Annotated in this window: 19 protein-coding genes; 3 read left to right on the plus strand and 16 right to left on the minus strand. The window is 40.1% G+C overall.

All coding sequences use genetic code 11. The annotated features are described in order from the left end of the window. Nucleotides 1-20: 20 nt before the first annotated feature. The 7 genes from rlmD to LKW28_RS18000 all read right to left on the minus strand — a co-directional run bounded on the left by rlmD (nt 21) and on the right by LKW28_RS18000 (nt 6,078). A complete protein-coding gene (gene rlmD, locus LKW28_RS17970) occupies nt 21-1,397 on the minus strand; it encodes a 23S rRNA (uracil(1939)-C(5))-methyltransferase RlmD (protein ID WP_229141826.1) in 1,377 nt (458 codons plus the stop codon). Nucleotides 1,398-1,531: 134 nt separating this feature from the next. After that, nucleotides 1,532-2,437 (minus strand): diacylglycerol kinase, encoded by a 906-nt coding sequence (locus tag LKW28_RS17975; RefSeq protein ID WP_229141827.1) that lies wholly within the window; start codon nt 2,435-2,437, stop codon nt 1,532-1,534. Nucleotides 2,438-2,648: 211 nt separating this feature from the next. Continuing rightward, complete coding sequence (locus LKW28_RS17980) at nt 2,649-3,602, minus strand: hypothetical protein (protein WP_229141828.1); 954 nt, start codon at nt 3,600-3,602, stop codon at nt 2,649-2,651. Next, a complete protein-coding gene (locus LKW28_RS17985) occupies nt 3,602-4,696 on the minus strand; it encodes a hypothetical protein (protein WP_229141829.1) in 1,095 nt (364 codons plus the stop codon). Before LKW28_RS17985 ends, LKW28_RS17980 begins: the two co-directional genes overlap by 1 nt. Next, the gene (locus tag LKW28_RS17990; protein WP_229141830.1) at nt 4,693-5,136 is read right to left on the minus strand and encodes an anti-sigma factor family protein; all 444 of its coding nucleotides are present in this window, start codon (nt 5,134-5,136) and stop codon (nt 4,693-4,695) included. The genes LKW28_RS17985 and LKW28_RS17990 overlap by 4 nt, the downstream gene beginning before the upstream one ends. Then, nucleotides 5,137-5,679: a sigma-70 family RNA polymerase sigma factor gene (locus LKW28_RS17995; protein WP_229141831.1), complete on the minus strand. Its 543-nt coding sequence runs from the start codon at nt 5,677-5,679 to the stop codon at nt 5,137-5,139. It abuts the gene before it with no gap. Nucleotides 5,680-5,820: 141 nt separating this feature from the next. Continuing rightward, on the minus strand, nt 5,821-6,078 hold the full coding sequence (locus LKW28_RS18000) for a DUF3949 domain-containing protein (protein WP_229141832.1): 258 nt from the start codon (nt 6,076-6,078) through the stop codon (nt 5,821-5,823). Nucleotides 6,079-6,284: 206 nt separating this feature from the next. Between LKW28_RS18000 and LKW28_RS18005 the strand changes: the two genes are divergently transcribed. Beyond that, complete coding sequence (locus LKW28_RS18005) at nt 6,285-6,908, plus strand: lysozyme inhibitor LprI family protein (RefSeq protein WP_229141833.1); 624 nt, start codon at nt 6,285-6,287, stop codon at nt 6,906-6,908. 106 nt (nt 6,909-7,014) lie between these two features. Here LKW28_RS18005 and LKW28_RS18010 read toward each other — a convergent pair whose 3' ends face one another. The 4 genes from LKW28_RS18010 to gatC all read right to left on the minus strand — a co-directional run bounded on the left by LKW28_RS18010 (nt 7,015) and on the right by gatC (nt 11,044). Next, nucleotides 7,015-7,575, minus strand: a complete 561-nt coding sequence (locus tag LKW28_RS18010; RefSeq protein ID WP_229141834.1) for a GNAT family N-acetyltransferase — start codon at nt 7,573-7,575, stop codon at nt 7,015-7,017. Between the two features lie 261 nt (nt 7,576-7,836). After that, a complete protein-coding gene (gatB, locus tag LKW28_RS18015; RefSeq protein ID WP_229141835.1) occupies nt 7,837-9,267 on the minus strand; it encodes an Asp-tRNA(Asn)/Glu-tRNA(Gln) amidotransferase subunit GatB in 1,431 nt (476 codons plus the stop codon). A gap of 14 nt (nt 9,268-9,281) precedes the next feature. Then, a complete protein-coding gene (gene gatA, locus LKW28_RS18020; RefSeq protein ID WP_229141836.1) occupies nt 9,282-10,739 on the minus strand; it encodes an Asp-tRNA(Asn)/Glu-tRNA(Gln) amidotransferase subunit GatA in 1,458 nt (485 codons plus the stop codon). Between the two features lie 14 nt (nt 10,740-10,753). Then, complete coding sequence (gatC, locus tag LKW28_RS18025; RefSeq protein ID WP_229141837.1) at nt 10,754-11,044, minus strand: Asp-tRNA(Asn)/Glu-tRNA(Gln) amidotransferase subunit GatC; 291 nt, start codon at nt 11,042-11,044, stop codon at nt 10,754-10,756. 194 nt (nt 11,045-11,238) lie between these two features. Between gatC and LKW28_RS18030 the strand changes: the two genes are divergently transcribed. Then, nucleotides 11,239-11,556, plus strand: a complete 318-nt coding sequence (locus LKW28_RS18030) for a thioredoxin family protein (protein WP_229141838.1) — start codon at nt 11,239-11,241, stop codon at nt 11,554-11,556. A 60-nt stretch (nt 11,557-11,616) separates the two neighbouring features. On the opposite strand, the gene putP is transcribed toward LKW28_RS18030, so the two are convergent. Next, nucleotides 11,617-13,131, minus strand: a complete 1,515-nt coding sequence (gene putP / locus LKW28_RS18035; RefSeq protein WP_267498058.1) for a sodium/proline symporter PutP — start codon at nt 13,129-13,131, stop codon at nt 11,617-11,619. A gap of 463 nt (nt 13,132-13,594) precedes the next feature. Between putP and LKW28_RS18040 the strand changes: the two genes are divergently transcribed. Next, on the plus strand, nt 13,595-13,897 hold the full coding sequence (locus tag LKW28_RS18040) for an iron-sulfur cluster assembly accessory protein (RefSeq protein WP_229141839.1): 303 nt from the start codon (nt 13,595-13,597) through the stop codon (nt 13,895-13,897). Nucleotides 13,898-13,949: 52 nt separating this feature from the next. Here LKW28_RS18040 and pruA read toward each other — a convergent pair whose 3' ends face one another. The 4 genes from pruA to pcrA all read right to left on the minus strand — a co-directional run bounded on the left by pruA (nt 13,950) and on the right by pcrA (nt 21,178). Beyond that, nucleotides 13,950-15,497, minus strand: coding sequence for an L-glutamate gamma-semialdehyde dehydrogenase (gene pruA / locus LKW28_RS18045; protein WP_229141840.1), 1,548 nt, complete (start codon nt 15,495-15,497; stop codon nt 13,950-13,952). A 159-nt stretch (nt 15,498-15,656) separates the two neighbouring features. Continuing rightward, the gene (locus tag LKW28_RS18050; RefSeq protein WP_229141841.1) at nt 15,657-16,880 is read right to left on the minus strand and encodes a CamS family sex pheromone protein; all 1,224 of its coding nucleotides are present in this window, start codon (nt 16,878-16,880) and stop codon (nt 15,657-15,659) included. Nucleotides 16,881-16,893: 13 nt separating this feature from the next. Then, on the minus strand, nt 16,894-18,900 hold the full coding sequence (gene ligA, locus LKW28_RS18055; RefSeq protein ID WP_229141842.1) for an NAD-dependent DNA ligase LigA: 2,007 nt from the start codon (nt 18,898-18,900) through the stop codon (nt 16,894-16,896). Between the two features lie 46 nt (nt 18,901-18,946). Beyond that, nucleotides 18,947-21,178: a DNA helicase PcrA gene (gene pcrA / locus LKW28_RS18060; RefSeq protein WP_229141862.1), complete on the minus strand. Its 2,232-nt coding sequence runs from the start codon at nt 21,176-21,178 to the stop codon at nt 18,947-18,949. Between the last annotated feature and the right edge of the window lie 64 nt (nt 21,179-21,242).

Genomic DNA, 21,242 nt, shown 5'->3' on the forward strand with positions numbered 1-21,242 from the left:
TGATACACCTCCAAATTTTCCTATGGTGCTAATAATAGCTTCGCAACTGCCTCACAGTGAACTGTGTGCGGGAACATATCTACTGGTTGGATTTCAACCGTTGCATAGCCACCATCTTCTAATATCCGCAAGTCCCTAGCTAAGGTTGCTGGGTTACAGGATACATAAACGACTTTCTTCGGCTTCATTTTTAAAATGGTCTGTAATAGGGCCTCATCACAGCCCTTACGGGGAGGGTCGACTACGATCACATCTGCTTTAACCCCATTCTTATACCAGTTCGGAATTACCACTTCAGCCTCACCTACCGCGAACTCTGCGTTATGGATATTATTTAAAGCAGCATTTCGCTTCGCATCCTCAATCGCTTCGGGAACAATTTCTACACCGTAGACTTTCTTTGCATTCTGCGCGAGAAAAAGCGAGATTGTCCCGATTCCACAATACGCATCAATGACGGTTTCTTCACCTGTTAATTCTGCGTATTCCAATGCCTTATCATAGAGCACCTTTGTTTGCTCAGGGTTAACCTGATAAAATGACCTTGCTGAGATGGCAAACCGAATATCACCAATATTATCGTAAATATATTCTTCGCCCCAAAGAACATTTGTCTCATTCCCAAAAATCACATTTGTTTGTTTTGGGTTGATATTTTGTACGATGGATTTTACGCCAGGTAACTGGGTCGTAATATCTGTGATAATTTTATTTTTATGTGGAAGTTCATTTGTTCTTGTGATCAGAACAACCATAATTTCGCCTGAGATTAGGCCATAGCGTGCCATGATATGGCGAAGGGTACCTTTGTCGTTTTTTTCATTATAAGCTTTAATTCCATAATTCTCACAGATGGCTTTAACTGTTTGCACGACCAAATCGTTCTTTTCTTGCTGTATGAGACACGCTTCCATATCAATGATTTCGTGGCTCCGCTGTTGGTAAAACCCTGCTACAAGCCCACCCTCTCTATCCTGCACAGGCACCTGTGCCTTGTTCCGGTAACGCCATGGATTCACCATTCCAAGAACAGGATGAACCTTGATGTTTTGAAGTTTGCCGATTCGAGCTAACACTTGCTGGACCTGCTTTTGTTTAGATGCTAATTGCCCTTCATAACTAAGATGCTGGAGTTGGCATCCGCCGCATTCTTTATAAATCGGACATGGAGCCTCGACTCGATACTTGCTTTTTTCAAAGAGCTCAATTATCCGCCCATAGCCATAGCTTTTTTGAACCTTTGTGATTTTGATTTTCGCCTTCTCGTCAGGTAGACCGTTCGGTACGAAAATCGGAAATCCTTCGATTTTCGCCACTCCCGCTCCATCATGGGTAAGATCCTCAAATGTGACATCATAGTATGTATTCTTTTCAACTGGAGGTTTCAGTTTTGTCATTGTGTATTCTTCCTTTTCGTTCAAAATGCTGAACTGATTGTAACATATTGGAGGAGTAATGTGCCAATGTGGGTTAACCTGTTACGATACTCCATAAACAAAAAAATCCGGCCTTAGCGCCAGATTTTTCCCATTTATTCCATCTTCTCTGCTTTTTCCTTTGATACCAACACATTAATATGCTGATACAAATTCACAAACTCACCAGGGAGCAACCCACCGTATTCTCCATCCAGGTTGATCTGCATTTTTTCAGTAGGGTTTACCTTAACACGATTTGCTTTTGTGTAAATGACATGCGGGTCATTGATATGCTCACCGCGTATCGCAAGTGTCGCCACCTTTATAAAATCCGCTAAGTTAGCCTTTTTTAAAATTAACAAATCAAATAAGCCGTCATTGAGCGATGAATCTGGCGCAAGCTTTTCGAAGCCTCCGACAGAATTCGTTAAAGAAACGAGAAATAGCATGATTTCACCCTCATACAGCTTTCCATCATACTCAATGCTAACCTCGGTTGGACGAATCGATGGTAACATCTCAATCCCCTTTAAATAGTACGCAAGCTGCCCAATCATCGTTTTTAGCTTACTTGGTACTTCATAGGTCAGCTCAGTTAACCTTCCACCGCCAGCAATATTGATAAAATAATTATCGTTAACCCGTCCAATATCTATTGGAACAGAATTTCCCTCAATAATTACATCACATGCACCATCAATATTTCGCGGTACCCCGATTGCACGTGCAAAGTCGTTTGTTGTTCCCACTGGTATAATTCCAAGAGTCGGGCGATATTCCTGTTCAGCTATGCCATTCACAACCTCGTTGATGGTCCCATCGCCACCTGCTGCTACCACAAGGTCATATTTTCTTTCAACCGCAATACGCGCAGCATTTGTTGCGTCTCCCGCTCCGGTAGTTGCATGGCATGACGTTTCATACCCTGCTCTTTCTAATTTCTCCAACACCTCAGACAGATGCCGTTTAAATATCTCTCTCCCAGAGGTTGGGTTATATATAATTCGAGCCCTTTTCATTTTCATCATCCTAAAATATGATAATCAATTATCTATGTTCCATCATATCTTATCCAATTGATTTAATCAATTTAGATACATGCAAAAAAATCCATTTTTTCACATATTGTATTTTTCCGAAATACCTTTATTAGCTTGTCCATCTTGCTTCAAACCTTGCAGTTAAAAAATGCGCTTGGCCAAAACCAAAGCGCACATTTCGTATCGTTTTCTACATTTTTTCAACAAGATTCACTGTTACAAGGTCACTATTGAAAATCGACAGCTTATAGGTGCCTTCTCCTAGCTTTATCGTACCCTTGAATAACTTCTCCGTGGTGCTCTCTTTATATACCTCATCAACACCACCCCGTTCAGTCTTATCGATGTTATCCCATTCCATATTGCCATTTTCTAGTTCATTATTGGAAACCGCAGATAACAGAATATTACTCTTATCATTAATATGAACCGAAACATTAGATGCTCCGTCTACCACCCAGTTATTTTCTAGGGATCCAGGATAAAGGGAAACATGATTATGCTGGCCACGAACCTCTAATTGAACCGAACTTGGGACGATAATCGTAGGCTCAATTGTCGCGTATGTAGAAAATGGTCCCGCTTGGTCTGCTGGTTCTTTCAATGTCACGTACATCGTATCGCCAACAATCTTTGTAAATACATAGTCCTTTGCTTCCGAAATGACCGGATCTGCTTTCGGATGTATCGTTGCCCGATACACGCCAAACACATGTAATTCTTTTACGCTCCCGCCTTCAATTTTACTTGTTACTCCATTTGTTTCAAGGACCACTCGTTTAATGTCGTCTGTCAAATTTTCCTCAACAGTCGGCAAATCCATGGAACGATGCTCTGCTCCAATCACACCTTGAACCTCATCCACAAGCCCGACAGATGACAACAGAGTAAAGCCAATCCCAATCGTCCCAATAATCCCTACAAATATAATACTTAAAAAGTCATATTTTACAATCGGGTTTTCCTGTTTTGATAAAAAGAGGTAAACGACTATCTCAATTCCTAAGACAATCAAAATGAGCGGCCACCACACAAGGAGTGGCTCGATCATTTGCATTCCTTTTATTTGTGATACAAATAGGAGAACTCCAAGTAAAATTAAAGACAAGCCCATCGAAACAGAACCTACACGCCATTTTCTCATTATGCATTCTCCTTCCGTTTTTTACTGCCTACCATAAGCTTCAAGCCACCGCCGATTAATAGAATACAGATGATTGTGCCCTGGAAGTATGTGTAGTAGAAGCGTTGAATATCAAAGTGGAACATTCTCGCAACCATTGGGCCAACTGTTGGAAGTACAACATTCACTAGTAAATAGTACAGTCCTAATGCAATTAGCCCAAATCCAACCCATTTTTGATGGTTTACAATATAGGAAACAACAGGAACATCCTCAAGCTCCTTTTCACCATGCTTTGAAACCTTCTGAAGGGCATCGAAAAAGCTGTAAAACCAAATAATCGGGATTAAAAATAGGAATAATGACAACCGAAGCACATCTAAAATATAGATAGCGAATAAGAAGGCCGCCATCAGCTGTATACCCCGTTTTTGCAAGCCAAGATACAAGTGCCCTGCCCCTGGGAATATTGCTAGAACCGTTGCTAACGTTTTGCTTTTACGTCCTTGCTCGCGTCTTGTTTCCTCAAAATCCTCTAAAATGGTCCTATCGACCAATTCTTCCCCACGCTGTTTTTTACCGACAAGCTGAACTGCATCAAATATGTTGTATACCCAAATTACAGGGAGAATTCCTAGAAACACCATGAATGCCCCTTGATTCGTAAACACCGAAATAAACACAACCATCGTTCCTAATCCAAAAAATCCAATAAGGAACGTCAAACCGCGGTTAATCAAACCAAGCTGAAAATGACCTAAGCCTGGGATAAATGACAGAATAATGGTATAGAAACGATCTGAATCATCCGTCCGAACTGACACAACCTGCCCTTCTTCGGTTTGGACCACGTGCTGGCTTTGATGATGTTTGTTATTTCGCAGCAGGAAGATGATCATATCTAAAACATTAATAACCCCCACAAAAAATGCAAAGATGAGCCCAATGAAAAATGGGTCCTCATACCCTACCATAAACGTTCCGAAGATTCCTATTAAAATGGAGCCAACTGCCCCCATTCCATAGATAAATCCTCTTATTTTTCGATTCACATAAAAATGTCCAACACCTGGAATAAATGATAGAAAAAATGCTAGCACTGGATTATAACTCATTTTTCTCCCTCCTCTTGATTTGCTCCAATGATGTCAAAAAACGATAACGTCTTTTCCATCAAACTATTTGAAACAGATTGTTTTTGCTCTGAAAAATTAGATGCCTCCACAGTACCAATAATACCTGTCATACTTTGGAATACCCCAGTCGACATCAGCGTCAATGTCACAGCTGCAGCAACCCCGTAATGGAAAATGGGACTTTGCAGAAACGATTTCCCTTGCTTTTCCTTTTTCTTTGGAAGCTTTGTGACTACCCCGTCGGTAAAGCCCTCATTTTCAAGGCAAGGTAACTCCTCAGCTTGTGCTTCCACTAGCTCCATATAGATTTCTAAACATTGGTCACAGGTAAACAGGTGATTTTCGAGTTCTTCCCGCTTTGATTCTTCTAGCTCATCCTTTATATATAACAACCAGTCTTCATTGCTGAAATGCCTCATCTAAAAATCATCCTCCTTCCAATGTTTCTTCATCCAATTTCGGGCCCGGTACAGCTTTGTTTCAACTGTTTTTACCTCGACCTGCTGTTCATCCGCAATTTGTTTATAGCTTTTTTCCGCTATGTAATAGGCTTCGATCACTTTGCGATAATTCGCTGGCATATTGTGTATCCGGTTCTTAACCAGTTCTCTTTGTTCTTTTCGTAAAAGTGGGATAACCACCGTTTCCTTCGACGAAGAGAGTGCTGGAAGGTCATTCGTCTCTAAAATCATCTCATTTTGCCGCTGTTTTTTGCGCTTCACATCGATTGCATGATTTACCGCGATGCGAGTAATCCAAGTCTTAAAGCCCTGTGCACTGTATTGGGGGAGTGCATAATAGATTTTTAGAAATACTTCCTGCGAAGCATCCTCAGCATCCTTTTCATGACGCAAAACCGGATAAATGGCCTTGAATACTAGATTCTTATATTTTTCAACGAGTAAGCGAAAGGCATGCTCATCTCCTGCTTTCGCCTTCTCAATCAGAACCTCATCCGACAATCCTGCTCTCCCCCTTTCTCTCTTGTCTACCCTTATAGACGAACTAACACCTACTATACCCTACACTTTTTATAAAAAAATAATAAAAAAGTTTTTGCACGAAAAAAGACCCTCAACAAATGAAGGTCTGTTTGGTCTAGTTTATTTATTTCGATGAACGATTTTATAAATTAAGGTTGCGATTAATGTTGATGGTAAATTTATAAGGCTTCCTTGAAGGTTGTATTGTAATTGCTGCTCTTCAAAGGACATATCTTCGTACGTTTCATTGTGAGTCTTATTAGTTTTCCGGAATTCTTCCTTCGTCGCCGCTATGTTTCTGTACTGAATCGGAATCATAATTAAAACATAAAGAAGAAGGACACCGCCGATTACATACCAAATAACACTTTCACCCATCATCATTTCCCCCCTGGTGATTAAACCTTATACCTACATTACGAATTGCCCCCCGGTAAGGTTCCGTGTGTGCGGAAATTTTTTTCTTGCCATCCTTCCATTCCTTTAGAAAGCTTGTGTAATCGTATTTTCATAGAAGAATGTCGAAATTTAGCGAGGAAAAATTAAGTTATTATGTTAAAATATGTATGGAGGAGGGCTACATAATGAAAAACAACAGAAAATATTTGATCGTAATACTTACTGTATCATTGGTTTTTTTATTGGCAGCTTGTAAAAATTCAACTGACAAATCAAATGCTGCGGCAGATGACCTGTCACAAAATAACAGTTCATCTCAAAGCACAGATGATGATTCTTCTAACGGTAATTCAAAAGAAGATCCTGCAAACACAGACAACGATAATACTAAAGAAAAAGTAGATACAGCACAAAATGAACCCGCAAAAACAGAAGACACATCTACAAATACTACCGGTGATTTGAAGGAAGAGTATTTCAAGAAGTTAAATGATACAAAAGCTGAAGCAGATAAAATGGAGGCCACAGATACATCAACATACGCTTTGAAGAAAGTGGAGGATGACCGATGGGATCTTTGGGATGCCCTGTTAAATGAATTGTACGGGGTCTTAAACGAGCAACTTCCGGCTGACGAAATGGAGCAATTGAGACAAGAGCAACGAGACTGGATAAAATTTAGGGATGACACCGCACTAGAAGCATCGCATAAATTTAAAGGTGGTACACAGGAACATTTAGAATATTCAGCTGTGTCAGCAAACCTTACAGAAGAAAGATGCTATGAATTGGTTGAAGGTTATATGTGATGATGAGAATCGCATGAATGTTTAAGGCATTGCTGATTAGCAATGCCTTTTTAATTAACGTGAATATTATTTTCACTTAACCTTAAGTAGATTGTATAGTGTATAACTAAACTATTTTTGCATATATGCAAGTATTCCGTAATTCGTTGGTATCAGGTGATACATCATCGTTTTTTAGTATAGCTTCCAAAGTAAACCCTAATTTTTGCGGAATGGCTCTGCTCTTGATATTTTTTTCATCGCACCTAATTTCAACTCTTCTAGCACTTAACTCTTGGAAAGCAAAATCAGCAATGCCTTTAACCGCTTCTGTCATATATCCTTTTCCACTAAAACGGCTATCAATCCAGTACCCTATTTCAAACTTTGGCACAGCCCAATCGATTCTATGCAATCCTGAGGATGCAATGAATTCCCCTGTTTCCTTTAAAAATACTAGCAATCTTAGATCCTCTCTTTTTAAAAAGGATATATGTGCTAACCTTATATTCAATTCAACATCCTGTTCAGATTGCTCACTTTGAGCAAATGGCATCCAAGGCTTAAGTTCATTTATGGAAGCCATTATTGCGTCATATACAACCTTTCCATCTCCTGGCTTTGGCATTCGGATTATTAATCTTTCAGTCGTGAATTCTTCAGGAAACTCTTTAAGTATTGGATTCATTCAACTCTCCCCTATTCCAAAAATACCCTATTTTTTCAATCATAAGTTTTTTACTCTTTAAAATCAATCAACAAAAGTGTCATTGAAGCAGATTAACTTTCTTCGGCAGCTTATTGACGGCGTTCGGTAATGGGGTATATGTACAAACTATGTTTGCGGTACATAATCCGCGCTATTTTCACCCAACCGTGTACCGGTAGCCTTCATTTTTGTCGTAGCAAGCGAAAAAGGGACCTACTCTAGATAGGTCCCTTTCACCAATTATAGCTTGTTCATTTCCTCAGCAAGAATTTTGTTAACCATTTGTGGGTTGGCTTGTCCTTTTGTTTGTTTCATGACCTGGCCAACTAGGAAGCCGATTGCTTTTCCTTTACCACTCTTGAAATCTTCTACTGATTGTGGGTTGTTTCCAATAACTTCAACGATAATCTTCGTTAGGGCACCCTCATCAGAGATTTGAACAAGTCCTTTTTCCTTCACGATAGTTTCTGCGTCTCCACCTTTTTCAATTAGCTCTTTAAAGACGGTTTTCGCAATCTTAGAGGAAATCGTTCCGTTCTCAATTAACTTGATCATTCCTGCAAGACCTGCTGGAGTTAAGGCAATTTCATGTAATTCCTTTTGCTCCGCATTTAGGTAACCAGAAACGTCACCCATAATCCAGTTGGAGGCTTGCTTTGCATCTGCACCGTTCGCTACTGTTTCCTCAAAGAAGTCTGAGGTTTCTTTCGTAACCGTTAGTACAGCTGCATCATATTCAGGCAGGCCAAGTTCTTCAATATACCGCTTTTTACGAGCATCTGGAAGCTCAGGGATTTCTGCACGAACTCTTTCCATCCACTCATCATCAATATACAGCTCGACTAAGTCTGGCTCTGGGAAGTAGCGGTAGTCATCTGAACCTTCCTTCACACGCATTAAAATAGTTGATTTCGAAGACTCATCATAGCGACGAGTTTCCTGATCGATCACTCCACCTGCTGATAACACTTCAGCTTGGCGAATCTCTTCATATTCAAGGCCATTCTTAACAAAAGCAAATGAGTTAAGGTTCTTTAATTCTGTCTTTGTACCAAATTCTTCTTGGCCGACTGGACGTAAAGAGATGTTTGCATCACAACGAAGTGAGCCTTCCTCCATTTTACAGTCAGATACTCCCGTATATTGGACGATTGATTTTAATTTTTCTAAGTAAGCATATGCTTCTTCAGGTGTGCGAATATCGGGCTCTGATACGATTTCAATCAATGGTGTTCCTTGACGGTTTAAGTCAACCAGTGAATAGCCTCTGCCAGAGTGAGTCAGTTTACCTGCATCTTCTTCTAAGTGAAGACGAGTAATCCCGATTCTCTTCTTTTCCCCGTTCACTTCAATTTCAATCCAGCCATGCTCACCGATTGGCTTATCAAATTGAGAGATTTGGTAGGCCTTTGGATTATCCGGATAAAAATAGTTTTTACGGTCGAATTTTGTTTCCTGGTTAATTTCACAGTTTAAAGCCATCGCGGCCTTCATTGCCCACTCAACGGCTTTTTTATTAACCACTGGAAGAACACCTGGGTAACCTAATTCAACGACACTTGTGTTTGTATTTGGAGCAGCCCCGAATTCGTTCGGCGCGCTTGAAAATATTTTGGATTCGGTTTTAAGTTCGACGTGAACCTCCAACCCGATAACTGTTTCAAACTTCATTTTGTTTCCCCCCCTTACAGTTGTGGTTTTTGTTTATGATGATCGGTTGCTTTTTCATATGCATCTGCAACACGATAAATGGTGCTTTCATCAAAATGCTTTCCGATAATTTGAAGTCCAAGCGGTAATCCTTCCACGAATCCGCACGGAACTGATATTCCTGGTACGCCTGCTAAGTTCACTGGGATGGTCAGAATATCATTCGCATACATTGTAAGTGGATCTTCCATGTTTTCACCAATTTTAAATGCTGGTGTTGGTGTAGTAGGTCCAATAATCACATCGTATTTTTCAAATACATCTTCAAAATCTTTCTTGATCAATGTACGAACTTTTTGTGCTTTTTTATAATACGCGTCGTAATAACCTGAGCTTAATGCAAACGTTCCAAGCATTATACGACGTTTTACCTCGTCACCGAAGCCTTCGCTTCTTGATTGCTTGTACATTTCAATGAGGTTTTCAGCATTGTCAGTACGGTATCCGTAACGAACACCATCAAAACGTGAAAGGTTTGCTGATGCCTCTGATGATGATAGTAAGTAATAAGTTGCAAGTGCATATTTGGAATGTGGAAGCGAAACCTCTTCCCATGTTGCACCAAGCCCCTCAAGAACTTTTAACGCATCAAGAACAGATTGACGAACTTCCTCGTTCACACCTTCACCAAGATATTCCTTTGGTACGGCAATTTTTAGACCCTTAACATCACCAGTCAAGGCTGATACATAGTTTGGTACGTCCACATTTGCTGATGTTGAATCCATTGGGTCAACACCTGAAATGGCTTGTAATAGGTAGGCATTGTCCTCAACAGTGCGAGTAACTGGCCCAATTTGGTCCAAAGATGACGCAAATGCGATTAAGCCAAATCGTGATACTCTTCCGTACGTTGGCTTAAGTCCAACCACTCCGCAAAAGGCTGCGGGCTGGCGAATGGAACCGCCTGTATCTGAACCAAGTGAGAATAAGACTTCTCCAGCTGCAACTGCTGCTGCCGAGCCACCACTAGATCCTCCTGGAACACGTTCGAGATCCCATGGATTTTTTACTGCCTTGAAACCAGAGTTCTCATTTGATGAACCCATCGCAAACTCGTCCATGTTTAACTTACCAACCGTAACCGTTTGAGCTGACTTAAGCTTTTGGACAACAGTTGCATCATAAATTGGATCAAAGTTTTCGAGGATTTTACTTGCCGCAGTTGTGCGAAGACCTTTTGTAACGATATTGTCTTTAACGCCAATCGGCATCCCAAATAATAGTCCTAGCTCATCCCTGTTTCCAACTGCTTCATCTAATTGCTTTGCATACTCTTTTGCATTTTCTTCATTTAATGTTAAAAAAGCTTGTACCTTATCATCAACTGTATTGATTCTCTTAAATGATTCCTCAACAAGATCTGATACTGAGATTTCTTTTTTATGTAAAAGCGAATGTAATTCTGAGACTTTGTGATCAAAAAGTGACAACCTTTCTCCCCCCTTTATTCAATAATAGATGGTACTCGGAATTGACCATCTTTCGCATCTGGTGCGTTTTTCAATACTTCTTCAACAGGTAATCCTTCTTTTGCAATATCCTCACGCATGACATTTTTCATGGAAAGAACATGTGAAGTTGGCTCCACGTTTTCTGTATCTAGTTCATTTAATTGCTCCGCAAATGAAATAATCCCGTCTAATTGTTGTTGGAACATCTTTGCTTCATCCTCTGTTACTGCTAGACGTGCTAAATTCGCAACATGTTTTACTTCCTCTATCGAAATCCTCGACATTTCCCTTCACCTCCACCGTCCATACAATATACTGATAATATCAAAAATTACTCTATTTCGGCAACAATTCCTCCCTCATTCTTCCCGAATTCAACAAGAACCAACGCGAAAGTTTCGACGGGGCAGATTATTTTTCTTTTAGATAGGGAATTTGTTATAGTAAGATTGCAATTATAGGATGTGGAGGGATAGGAATGGAAAGGATTACTTCTGTTGAGCAGTTTAATGAAATTATTCAATCTGAAGGGGCAATTGTAAAATTTGATACAACTTGGTGTCCGGATTGTCGACGCCTTGAAGCGTTCATTGGTGAGATTCTAGAAACTCACAATAGTGTTCCCTGGTACAGCATGGACAAGGACGAGTTCCCAGAAATCGTTGAAAAATATAATGTCATGGGAATCCCAAGTCTTCTTTATTATAAAGGCGGAGAAAAGCTTGGCCACTTACACAGTGCAAATGCAAAAACTCCTGAACAAGTCAATGAATACCTTGAAGGATTAGGGATCTAATATCGTAAAAGAAATGCCGTTACTGCAAAACAGTAACGGCTTCTTTTTAAATCGATAACATTAGGCTTTTTTCAGTTTATCTTTAACCGTGTCAAATTCATCCTGGATTTCTTGGGATGGTGCTTTTGTAAGTAAGCTGACGACGATAATCGAAACTAAGGCAAGTAGGAAACCTGGAACAATTTCATACAGGCTAAATGGAATGACAGCTTCTTTAATAACTTCTCCAGCATCATTCAATGTAGGTGTAGAAAGAATACTCCAGACAACGACTGTAACTGCTCCTACGATCATTCCGGCTAACGCTCCCCAACGATTCATCCGTTTCCAGAACAGGGAGAGAATGATAACAGGACCAAATGCAGCTCCAAATCCTGCCCAAGCATAACCCACAAGATCTAAAACCTTACTATCACGATCATAACCTAGTAAAATAGCAACTACTGCAATCACAAGAACCGCAATTCTGCCAACCCACATTTCTTCTCTTGGACCAGCATTCTTTTTAAAGATTGCTTTATAGAAATCCTGTGTCAATGCACTTGAAGATACAAGCAATTGGGAATCTACCGTACTCATGATGGCCGCGAGAATCGCTGCTAATAAGAATCCAGCAACCCATGGATTAAATAGTACTTGTGAAAATACAATGAATACTGTCTCTGGATTGCCTAATGGAGCATCTGCAAAGTACGCAATACCTGTAAAACCAATAAAAATTGCACCAAATAGTGATAACACCATCCATGTCATCCCAATAAAACGGGCTTTAGGAATTTCCTTTGTTGACTTAATTCCCATAAATCGAACAATAATATGTGGCTGACCAAAATAACCTAGGCCCCATGCTAATAGTGAAATAACACCTAATGTCGTTGCACCGGACATGACATCTAAATAAGTTGGATCAATGGCGCCAATCTTATTAATAGTCTCACCCCAGCCACCTAATTCATAGATGGTTACAATCGGAATAATGATTAATGCCAAAAACATCAGGATTCCTTGAACAAAGTCGGTCCAGCTTGCAGCAAGGAAACCACCAAAGAAGGTATAGGATAAAATAACGGCAGCTCCAACCCAAAGGGCGAGTTCATAGTCCATTTTAAATGAACTTTCTAAAAGAATTGCTCCACCTACAAGACTTGCAGAGGTATAGAAGGTAAAAAACACCAAGATAACAACCGCGGAAATAACACGTAGAAGCTTTGACCCGTCACGGAATCGATTCTCAAAATAATCTGGAACCGTTATCGAATCTTTTGAAACCTCAGTATACACACGAAACGGCTTCGCAATATATTGCCAGTTCAGATAAGCACCAATCGACAAGCCTACCGCTAGCCAAATTTCACCCATTCCACCGGCATACAATGCACCAGGCAAACCAAGCATGAGCCAGCTGCTCATATCAGAAGATCCAGCACTTAATGCAGCTACTCCTGCACCTAATCGCCTTCCTCCTAAAACATAGTCTGTTAGATTTTTTGTCATTTTTGCAGCCATGATTCCGATTACTAACATTCCGATTAGATAAATTATAATTGCTGTCAACGTTTGTGGATTAATATCCATGTCTAGACATCCTCTCCTCTTTCAGTAAATAATGTAATAGCTGATAGTACGATTAACGAAAGCATTGGCACGAACAACCAAAACCACGTGGCACCTGTTAAACTATATTCCACACTTCCACCCCCTTAAAAACTTCGTTATTCCTATCCCTATGCAGTCATATACAATTTCATGATAATTCCTATTTTTCGATAATAACTGCACGTCAGGAAAAACACCATTCAATCGTAACATATGATAATTTACAGAACAGGGGGAATATTCACATAATATATTGTCTATGTATAATTATTCATATATTTTGATTAAATTTACAATATAAAACTAATAATCTAATATCTATTCATTAAAACTAATAAAATTAAGTTGAACTTTTTTCGGTATAGGGCTATATATTTGTTATTTTTCAGAAATACTGAGAAAATAAGTAGTATAAATTTTTATGGAAATGGGAGATATGAGTATGAACGTAAAAATTAATCGTAATGCAGCAAAAATAATGAAGAATATGCTCGAAAGTGAAGAATCCGAAGGAAAAATGCTTCGTGTCGTGATCACAGAACATCACGGCAACCATGCCCACTATGCCCTTCAATTCGATAACCCAACAGAGCATGACGAAATTGTAAAAACCGATAAAGACGTTGAGGTCCTTCTTGATACAAGGGATGCGGAATTTTTAGACGGCATTTGGATCCAATTTTTCTATGTTCCTGAAGAACAATTCGTGATCACAAACCCGAAAAAGGGTCACCACCACCATTAATAATGAATAACGCCCTCTCATTTGGATTGAGAGGGCGTCTATTTTTAAATGTTTATAGCATTTCTGAAGTTGTTTTTGCTTGCATATGCAGGAGCAGATAGTCCGGGCCGCCCGCTTTGGAGTCCGTTCCAGACATATTGAAGCCGCCAAATGGCTGATAGCCAACAATTGCTCCTGTGCATCCACGATTAAAGTATAGATTACCTACGTGGAAGTCTTCCTTGGCTTTTTCGATATTTGCACGGTTGTTAGAAATCACCGCACCTGTTAATCCATACTCCGTGTTATTGGCAATGTCAATGGCATGATCAAAATCACGCGCCTTACTGAATGCCACCACGGGACCAAAGATTTCTTCTTTCATGATACGTGCATTTTCCGCTACATCAGCGAAGATTGTTGGTTGGATGAACCAGCCTCTGGAATCATCACCTTCTCCACCATGAAGAAGTTTTCCTTCCTGCTTTCCAATCTCCACATAGCCCATTATTTTATCATAAGCACCTTGGTCATTTACTGGTCCCATATAGATTGCCTTTTGTGTAGGGTCACCCACTGTTAATTCTTTTGTTAATTCAACAGCACGGTTTAAAACCTCATCATATACATCTTCAACTACAACCGCTCGCGAACAGGCTGAACATTTTTGTCCAGAGAATCCAAATGCAGATGCAACAATTGATTTAGCCGCTAATTCTAAATCTGCTTCTTTATCTACAACAATTGTATCCTTACCGCCCATCTCCGCAATGACACGTTTTAACCAGATTTGGCCTTCATTTAGCTTGGAAGCACGTTCATAGATTCGTAGACCTACATCACGTGAACCTGTAAAACTAATAAAACGAGTTCTCGCGTGATCGACTAGGTAGTCACCTACTTCAGAGCCACTTCCCGGGATATAGTTAACAACTCCTGCTGGCAGTCCCGCTTCTTCAAGAACTTCCATGAATTTAGCAGCAATTACCGGGGTTGTACTAGCTGGCTTTAGTAATACTGTATTACCTGAAACTAAGGCAGCTGTTGTCATTCCTGCCATAATCGCAAACGCGAAATTCCAAGGAGAAATGACTACCCCGACACCTAATGGGATATAGGTAAAACGATTATGTTCAATTGGGCGGCTTTCTACCGGAATTCCATCTTTTAATTTTAACATTTGACGCCCATAGTACTCCATGAAATCAATCGCTTCTGCAGTATCTGCATCCGCCTCATTCCATGGCTTACCTGCTTCTTTTACAAGTAATGCAGAAAATTCGTGCTTACGGCGACGAACAATTGCGGCAGATCTAAAAAGAATATCTGTTCGCATTTCTGGGCTTGATTTTCTCCATGTTTGGAAGGTTTCATGTGCAACCTGCATGGCCTTTTCAGCTAATTCACGACTAGCTTTCGATACATGGCCCACCACTTCCTCTTTATTTGCAGGGTTAACAGAGACGATTTTATCTTCGGTTGAGATGCGTTCACCACCAATGATCAGGTCGTAATCATTACCTAAATAAGCTTCAACTGTTTTCAAGCCGGCCTCAAACGCTCTCCTATTTTCTTCAATTGAAAAATCCGTAAATGGTTCATGTTTATAAGGTACTACCATTCTACTTCGCCTCCCTGTATAGTCGTTAAACTCAACAATATCATTCTACTAAAATAAAACGCTTACATCAAACGAAAAAGGTTTTTCGCAATATTCTATATTTTTGACTCCACAAAAAAACAAGACCTACCCTCAGATGGTGAGATCTTGTTTCAGTGTTTAATTATAGACATGAACGGTTGGTTCATTTTCTCCTGCATCCCGTACAATGACACTTTCTGCACCACTTTCAGATTCTATATATACCTGAAGTGAAATATAGTTATCAAAATGCTCCATAATTAGTCCTGTTACATATTGAGTAAAGCCAATTACTTCGGCTTTACCATAGAATTGCATTGGAATGGTCAACGTAAGCTCCTGTAATTCATCATTCTTGTAAAAACCTTTTCCAACAACTGCTGTGAAATTCGGGAAAAAATCAGCAATCGCATCGGAAAAGTTTTGTACCATTAACGAGTCCTCCCGATAATTGTTTTTTGCATCATTTGATGGGAAGAAATAATATTTTTCATTAATGGTTTCCCATTTCCCTATTTTCGAGGAGTTGGGGTCTACTTTTGCCTTCATAATAAAATTCCCAGGGGCAACAGAACTAGCAGCCTCCTGTCTAAATAAAGCGACAACGATTGGAATATCACGTATACTCGAATATTCTTTTTGGGTTCGAATTCGGTTAATGATTTCCTCAGCCGCCTTTTTACCTTCACTCTCAATATCGGCATTGGAAATCTTTACATCTCGCGGATAGCCACCCATCGAATCAGGAAGATTATAATAGTGATGGGAGTTCATGCCAATCCCAATGACAATCCCTCCAAGCTCCAATTTATCCTCATTATTCTTAATTAAATAATTCTGCTCTGTAATGGCTCCAATATATATCGGGCTCTTTTGCATGGCAGCCTCATATCCCGGGTCCTCATTTGAGGTGTCAAAAACCGGGTTTAACCCTTCATTTGGCAATTCTTTTTCTTTTGAATTTTTCGCTTTCGCTACCGCCACTTCATATGCTTTTTGCTGAGCATCGGATCTTTTTCTCTTTAACCAATCTTGAACCGTATCTTTTTCTAAATACTGCCCTTCCTGGAAAAAGTATTTATTCGACGGGTATGAATCCTGTGCAATTCGCATCAATCCCGTCTCAAATTCATCAATATCTAAACGGTTATTAATATAAGCTGAGACAATCCCCCGCGCTTTTCCTGTTTTATAAGGGATGACCGCTTTATAATAGGAATCTGAAATATTATATCTAGGTATGATCGCTTTTTCCGCTTTTTTATCTGAATCCTGAACGACCTCTGTCTCTTGGTCAAAATCCGGGGCACATCCAGATAAGAGAAGCAACATCACCAAACCCAGAATGTATAGGTTTCTCAAGATTGAACACCTCTTACTTCCTTAGTTCTTGTACCAGTCTATCCTCATCCCAAATCTCAATTTTCAAATCTTGCGCCTTTGTAAGCTTTGAACCTGCTGCTTCCCCCGCAATTAGAAGATCTGTGCTTTTACTAACACTTCCTGTAACTTTTCCCCCAAGTGCCTCAATCTCTGCTTTTGCCTCATTTCTGGATAATTGCTCAAGCTTGCCTGTGAGGACAATCGTCTTTCCGGCAAAGTAGGAATCACTATCTTCCACTGTTACAAGCTTAGGACCCTTGTATTCCATATTTACCCCATATTCACGCAGTTCATTTAAAAGGTCATGAACCTCTGGCAGCTCAAAATAGGTGACAACTGCATCCGCCATTTTTTCACCGATTTCATTGATTGCCGTAAGTTCTTCCCTGGAAGCAGCTTGCAGCTTATCCATTGTTTCAAAATGCTGAGCTAAGGTCTTAGCAGCCTTTGCACCTACATGGCGAATACCTAAGCCAAATAATAGCTTTTCTAAGGAATTCGATTTCGATGCCTCAATTGCAGTTATCAAATTATCAGTTGATTTTTCACCCATTCGTTCAAGATTGATGAGCTGTTCCTTTGTCAATGTGTATATATCAGCCACATCTTCAATCAGCTTTTCATCGAATAATTGTGAAATTACCTTTTCTCCAAGGCCGTCAATATTCATCGCATTTCGAGAAACAAAATGAATCAAGCCTTCCCTGATCTGTGCCGGACATTTCGGATTGATGCAACGTAAGGCTACCTCTCCGTCTAAGCGGACTAACTCACTGTCACAGTCAGGGCAATGTGTCGGCATGAAGAACTCTGATTCATCACCAGTCCGTTTTTCAACTAAAACATTCACAACCTCTGGAATGATGTCCCCTGCCTTTTTCACAACAACCGAATCACCAATTCGGATGTCTTTTTCACGGATTAAATCTTCGTTATGAAGGGATGCACGCTGTACAGTCGTACCCGCAACTCGGACTGGCTCAAGGATTGCTGTTGGCGTGATGACTCCAGTTCTTCCGACACTTAGCTCGATATCAATTAGCTTTGTAACGACCTCTTCTGCCGGAAATTTATAAGCAATCGCCCAACGTGGACTTTTCGCTGTAAAACCAAGCTCGTCCTGTTGGTCGAATGAATCGACCTTTATCACAATTCCATCAATATCATACGCAAGAGATGGGCGCTTTTCTGTCCATTCCTTAATATAATCGAGGATTTCCTCAACGTTGGTACATTTTCTGCGTTCCGGGTTTGTTTTGAAACCAGCTTCATCAAGCATATTAAGGCCTTCACTATGTGAATCAACACCTAAATTTGTTGTATCAGCAATGGCATATAAAAAGATATCAAGATTGCGATTCGCTGCAATTTTCGGGTCAAGCTGACGCAATGAACCCGCTGCGGCATTCCGTGGATTCGCAAACGGTTCTTCTTCATTTTCAAATCTTGCGGCATTTAGCTTTTCAAATGACTTTCTTGGCATAAATGCTTCACCGCGCACTTCGATATCAATCGTCTGCTTTAAGCGAAGCGGAATGGAACGGATTGTTTTTAAGTTAACGGTAATATCCTCTCCAATTTCCCCATCACCACGAGTTGAGCCTTGAACAAAACGCCCTTGTTCATAACGAAGGGACACAGCAAGACCATCTATTTTTAGCTCACACACATAGGATATAGATTCACCAACCGCCTGACGTGCACGGCGGTCAAAATCACGCAAATCCTGTTCATTGAATGCATTTCCCAGACTTAGCATTGGAATTCGATGCTCTACTTTTTGAAAGGATTCAAGAACCTGCCCACCAACACGGACAGTAGGAGAATCATCCGTCTTTAATTCTGGATAATCCTCCTCAAGTTTGATCAGCTCCCGCATTAATTGATCATATTCAGCATCTGGTACAGAAGGCTTATCCAACACATGGTATTCATAATTGTACTTATTTAAAAGCTCATGCAGCTCCTGAACTCTTTCTTGTACTGCCACTTTGTCCATAAACCCAATCCTCTCTTTCCTTTTTAAGGGACTCTACTGAATAAAGTTAATTCCCTTTAGTGATTGGAGCAAATTTTGCAAGTAATCGTTTGATTCCGGTTGGACTTGGGAACGCAATATCCAATTCCTTCGATTCCCCTTCACCTTTCACACTTACGACCGTACCAATTCCCCATTTTTTATGCTCTGCCTTATCGCCAACCTTCCAGCCAATTTCATCTCCACCAGTTGATTGTGTAATTGGTTTTGAGAAAACTCTACGTTCAGGTTGTTGGCGTGAAGGTGAAGATGATGAAGAAAATGGAGTACGCATTTGCTGCCTGCGTTGTTCCCCTAAATCTTCAAGAAGATCATCAGGAATTTCCGCAATAAAGCGTGATACTGGATTCATTGAAGTCCGACCATATAAAGTTCTCATTTGGGCATTTGATAAATATAGCTCTTCCTCTGCCCTTGTAATCCCCACATAAGCTAGTCGGCGCTCTTCCTCCATTTCAGCCTCTTCCATTAGTGAACGGCTATGCGGGAAGACTCCTTCTTCCATTCCCATCAAAAAGACAACCGGGAACTCAAGTCCTTTTGCCGAGTGCAAGGTCATGAGGACAACCGCATTATTTTTATCATTTTCATCCTCATCAAGCTTATCAATGTCTGCTACCAATGCTAAATCTGTCAAAAATGCAACTAGACTCTTATCATCATTTGCCTTTTCAAAGTTTTGTGTAACAGATAAAAATTCTTCAATATTTTCGATTCGGCTTTGGGATTCCAACGTTTTTTCAGTCTTTAACACTTCTAGGTATCCTGTCTTCTCCAACACATTCTCAACCAATTCAGTAACCGATAAATAATCCTGCATTTTGTCCCAATTCGTGATTAAATCGCGAAACTCACGTAACGAATTGGTGATTTTCGCACTTAAACCAATTTGTTCAACCTCTTGCAATGCTTGGAAGACTGAAAGATCCTGAGCAATCGCATAGTTTGCAATTTTATCGATAGAAGTCGCACCAATCCCACGCTTCGGAACATTAATAATTCTCGTTAAACTAATATCGTCGTCAGGATTTGCTATCACACGCAGGTAAGCCAATATGTCCTTGATTTCTTTTCGGTCATAGAACTTAATGCCTCCGACAATTTGGTAGTTAATATTCGATTTCAGTAAAACTTCCTCCATGACACGGGATTGTGCATTTGTTCGATATAAAATCGCGATATCTTTATAGGAACGTTTTCCTCCATCTACGAGCTCGCGAATTTTTCCGGCTACAAATTGGGCTTCTCCGGACTCACTGTCAGCACGGTAGTAGAAAAGCTTATTACCTTCATCATTTTCCGTCCAAAGATTCTTTGCTTTACGATTCGAATTGTTCTGGATCACTCGGTTCGCTGCATTCAGGATTCTTTGTGTTGAACGGTAGTTTTGTTCAAGTAGTATCACTTTTGCATTTTTATAGTCTTTTTCAAATGAAAGGATATTGGCGATATCAGCTCCACGCCAACGATAGATGGACTGATCGGAATCACCTACAACACATATATTCTTAAACCGCGATGCTAGGAGCTGAACTAAGATATACTGAGCACGGTTTGTATCCTGGTACTCGTCCACATGGATATATTGAAACTTCCGTTGATAGAATTCAAGCACTTCCGGAACTCTTCTGAAAAGCTGAATCGTTGTCATAATGAGATCATCAAAATCGAGCGCTTGGTTTTTGCGAAGTCTTTTTTGATACAACTTATATACATCACTAACGATTTGCTCGTACATACCACCCGCAGTTTTTTCATACTCTTCAGGTGTTTGTAATTCGTTTTTTGCACTGCTAATTGTGCCAAGAATCGAACGTGGATCAAATTTCTTAGGATCAATATTTTTCTCTTTTAAAATATTTTTGATAACTGATAGCTGGTCGGTTGTGTCCAAAATTGAAAAATTACGGCTGAATCCCATACGGTCGATATCTCTTCGTAAAATTCGAACACACATAGAGTGGAATGTTGAAATCCAAATATCCTCGGCCGCACCGCCTAAGATCCCCTGAACACGTTCTTTCATTTCTCTTGCCGCCTTGTTTGTGAAGGTGATCGCTAAAATATTCCATGGCGCTATTTGCTTTTCCACCATTAAGTATGCGATACGGTGTGTCAGTACTCGAGTCTTTCCACTCCCCGCACCAGCCATAATTAAGAGTGGGCCATCTGTCGCTTTAACCGCTTCTTGTTGTTGTTCGTTTAATCCCGCTAACAATTTATTGCTGATAAATTGCAATTTCTTCACCGTCCTATCTCAATATCAAACATATGTTCCATTTTACCTGATTTACAAATAAATT

Origin of the sequence: Bacillus sp. REN16 (genome assembly GCF_020731355.1) — a bacterium.
Taxonomy (GTDB): Bacteria; Bacillota; Bacilli; order Bacillales; family Bacillaceae_L; genus Ferdinandcohnia.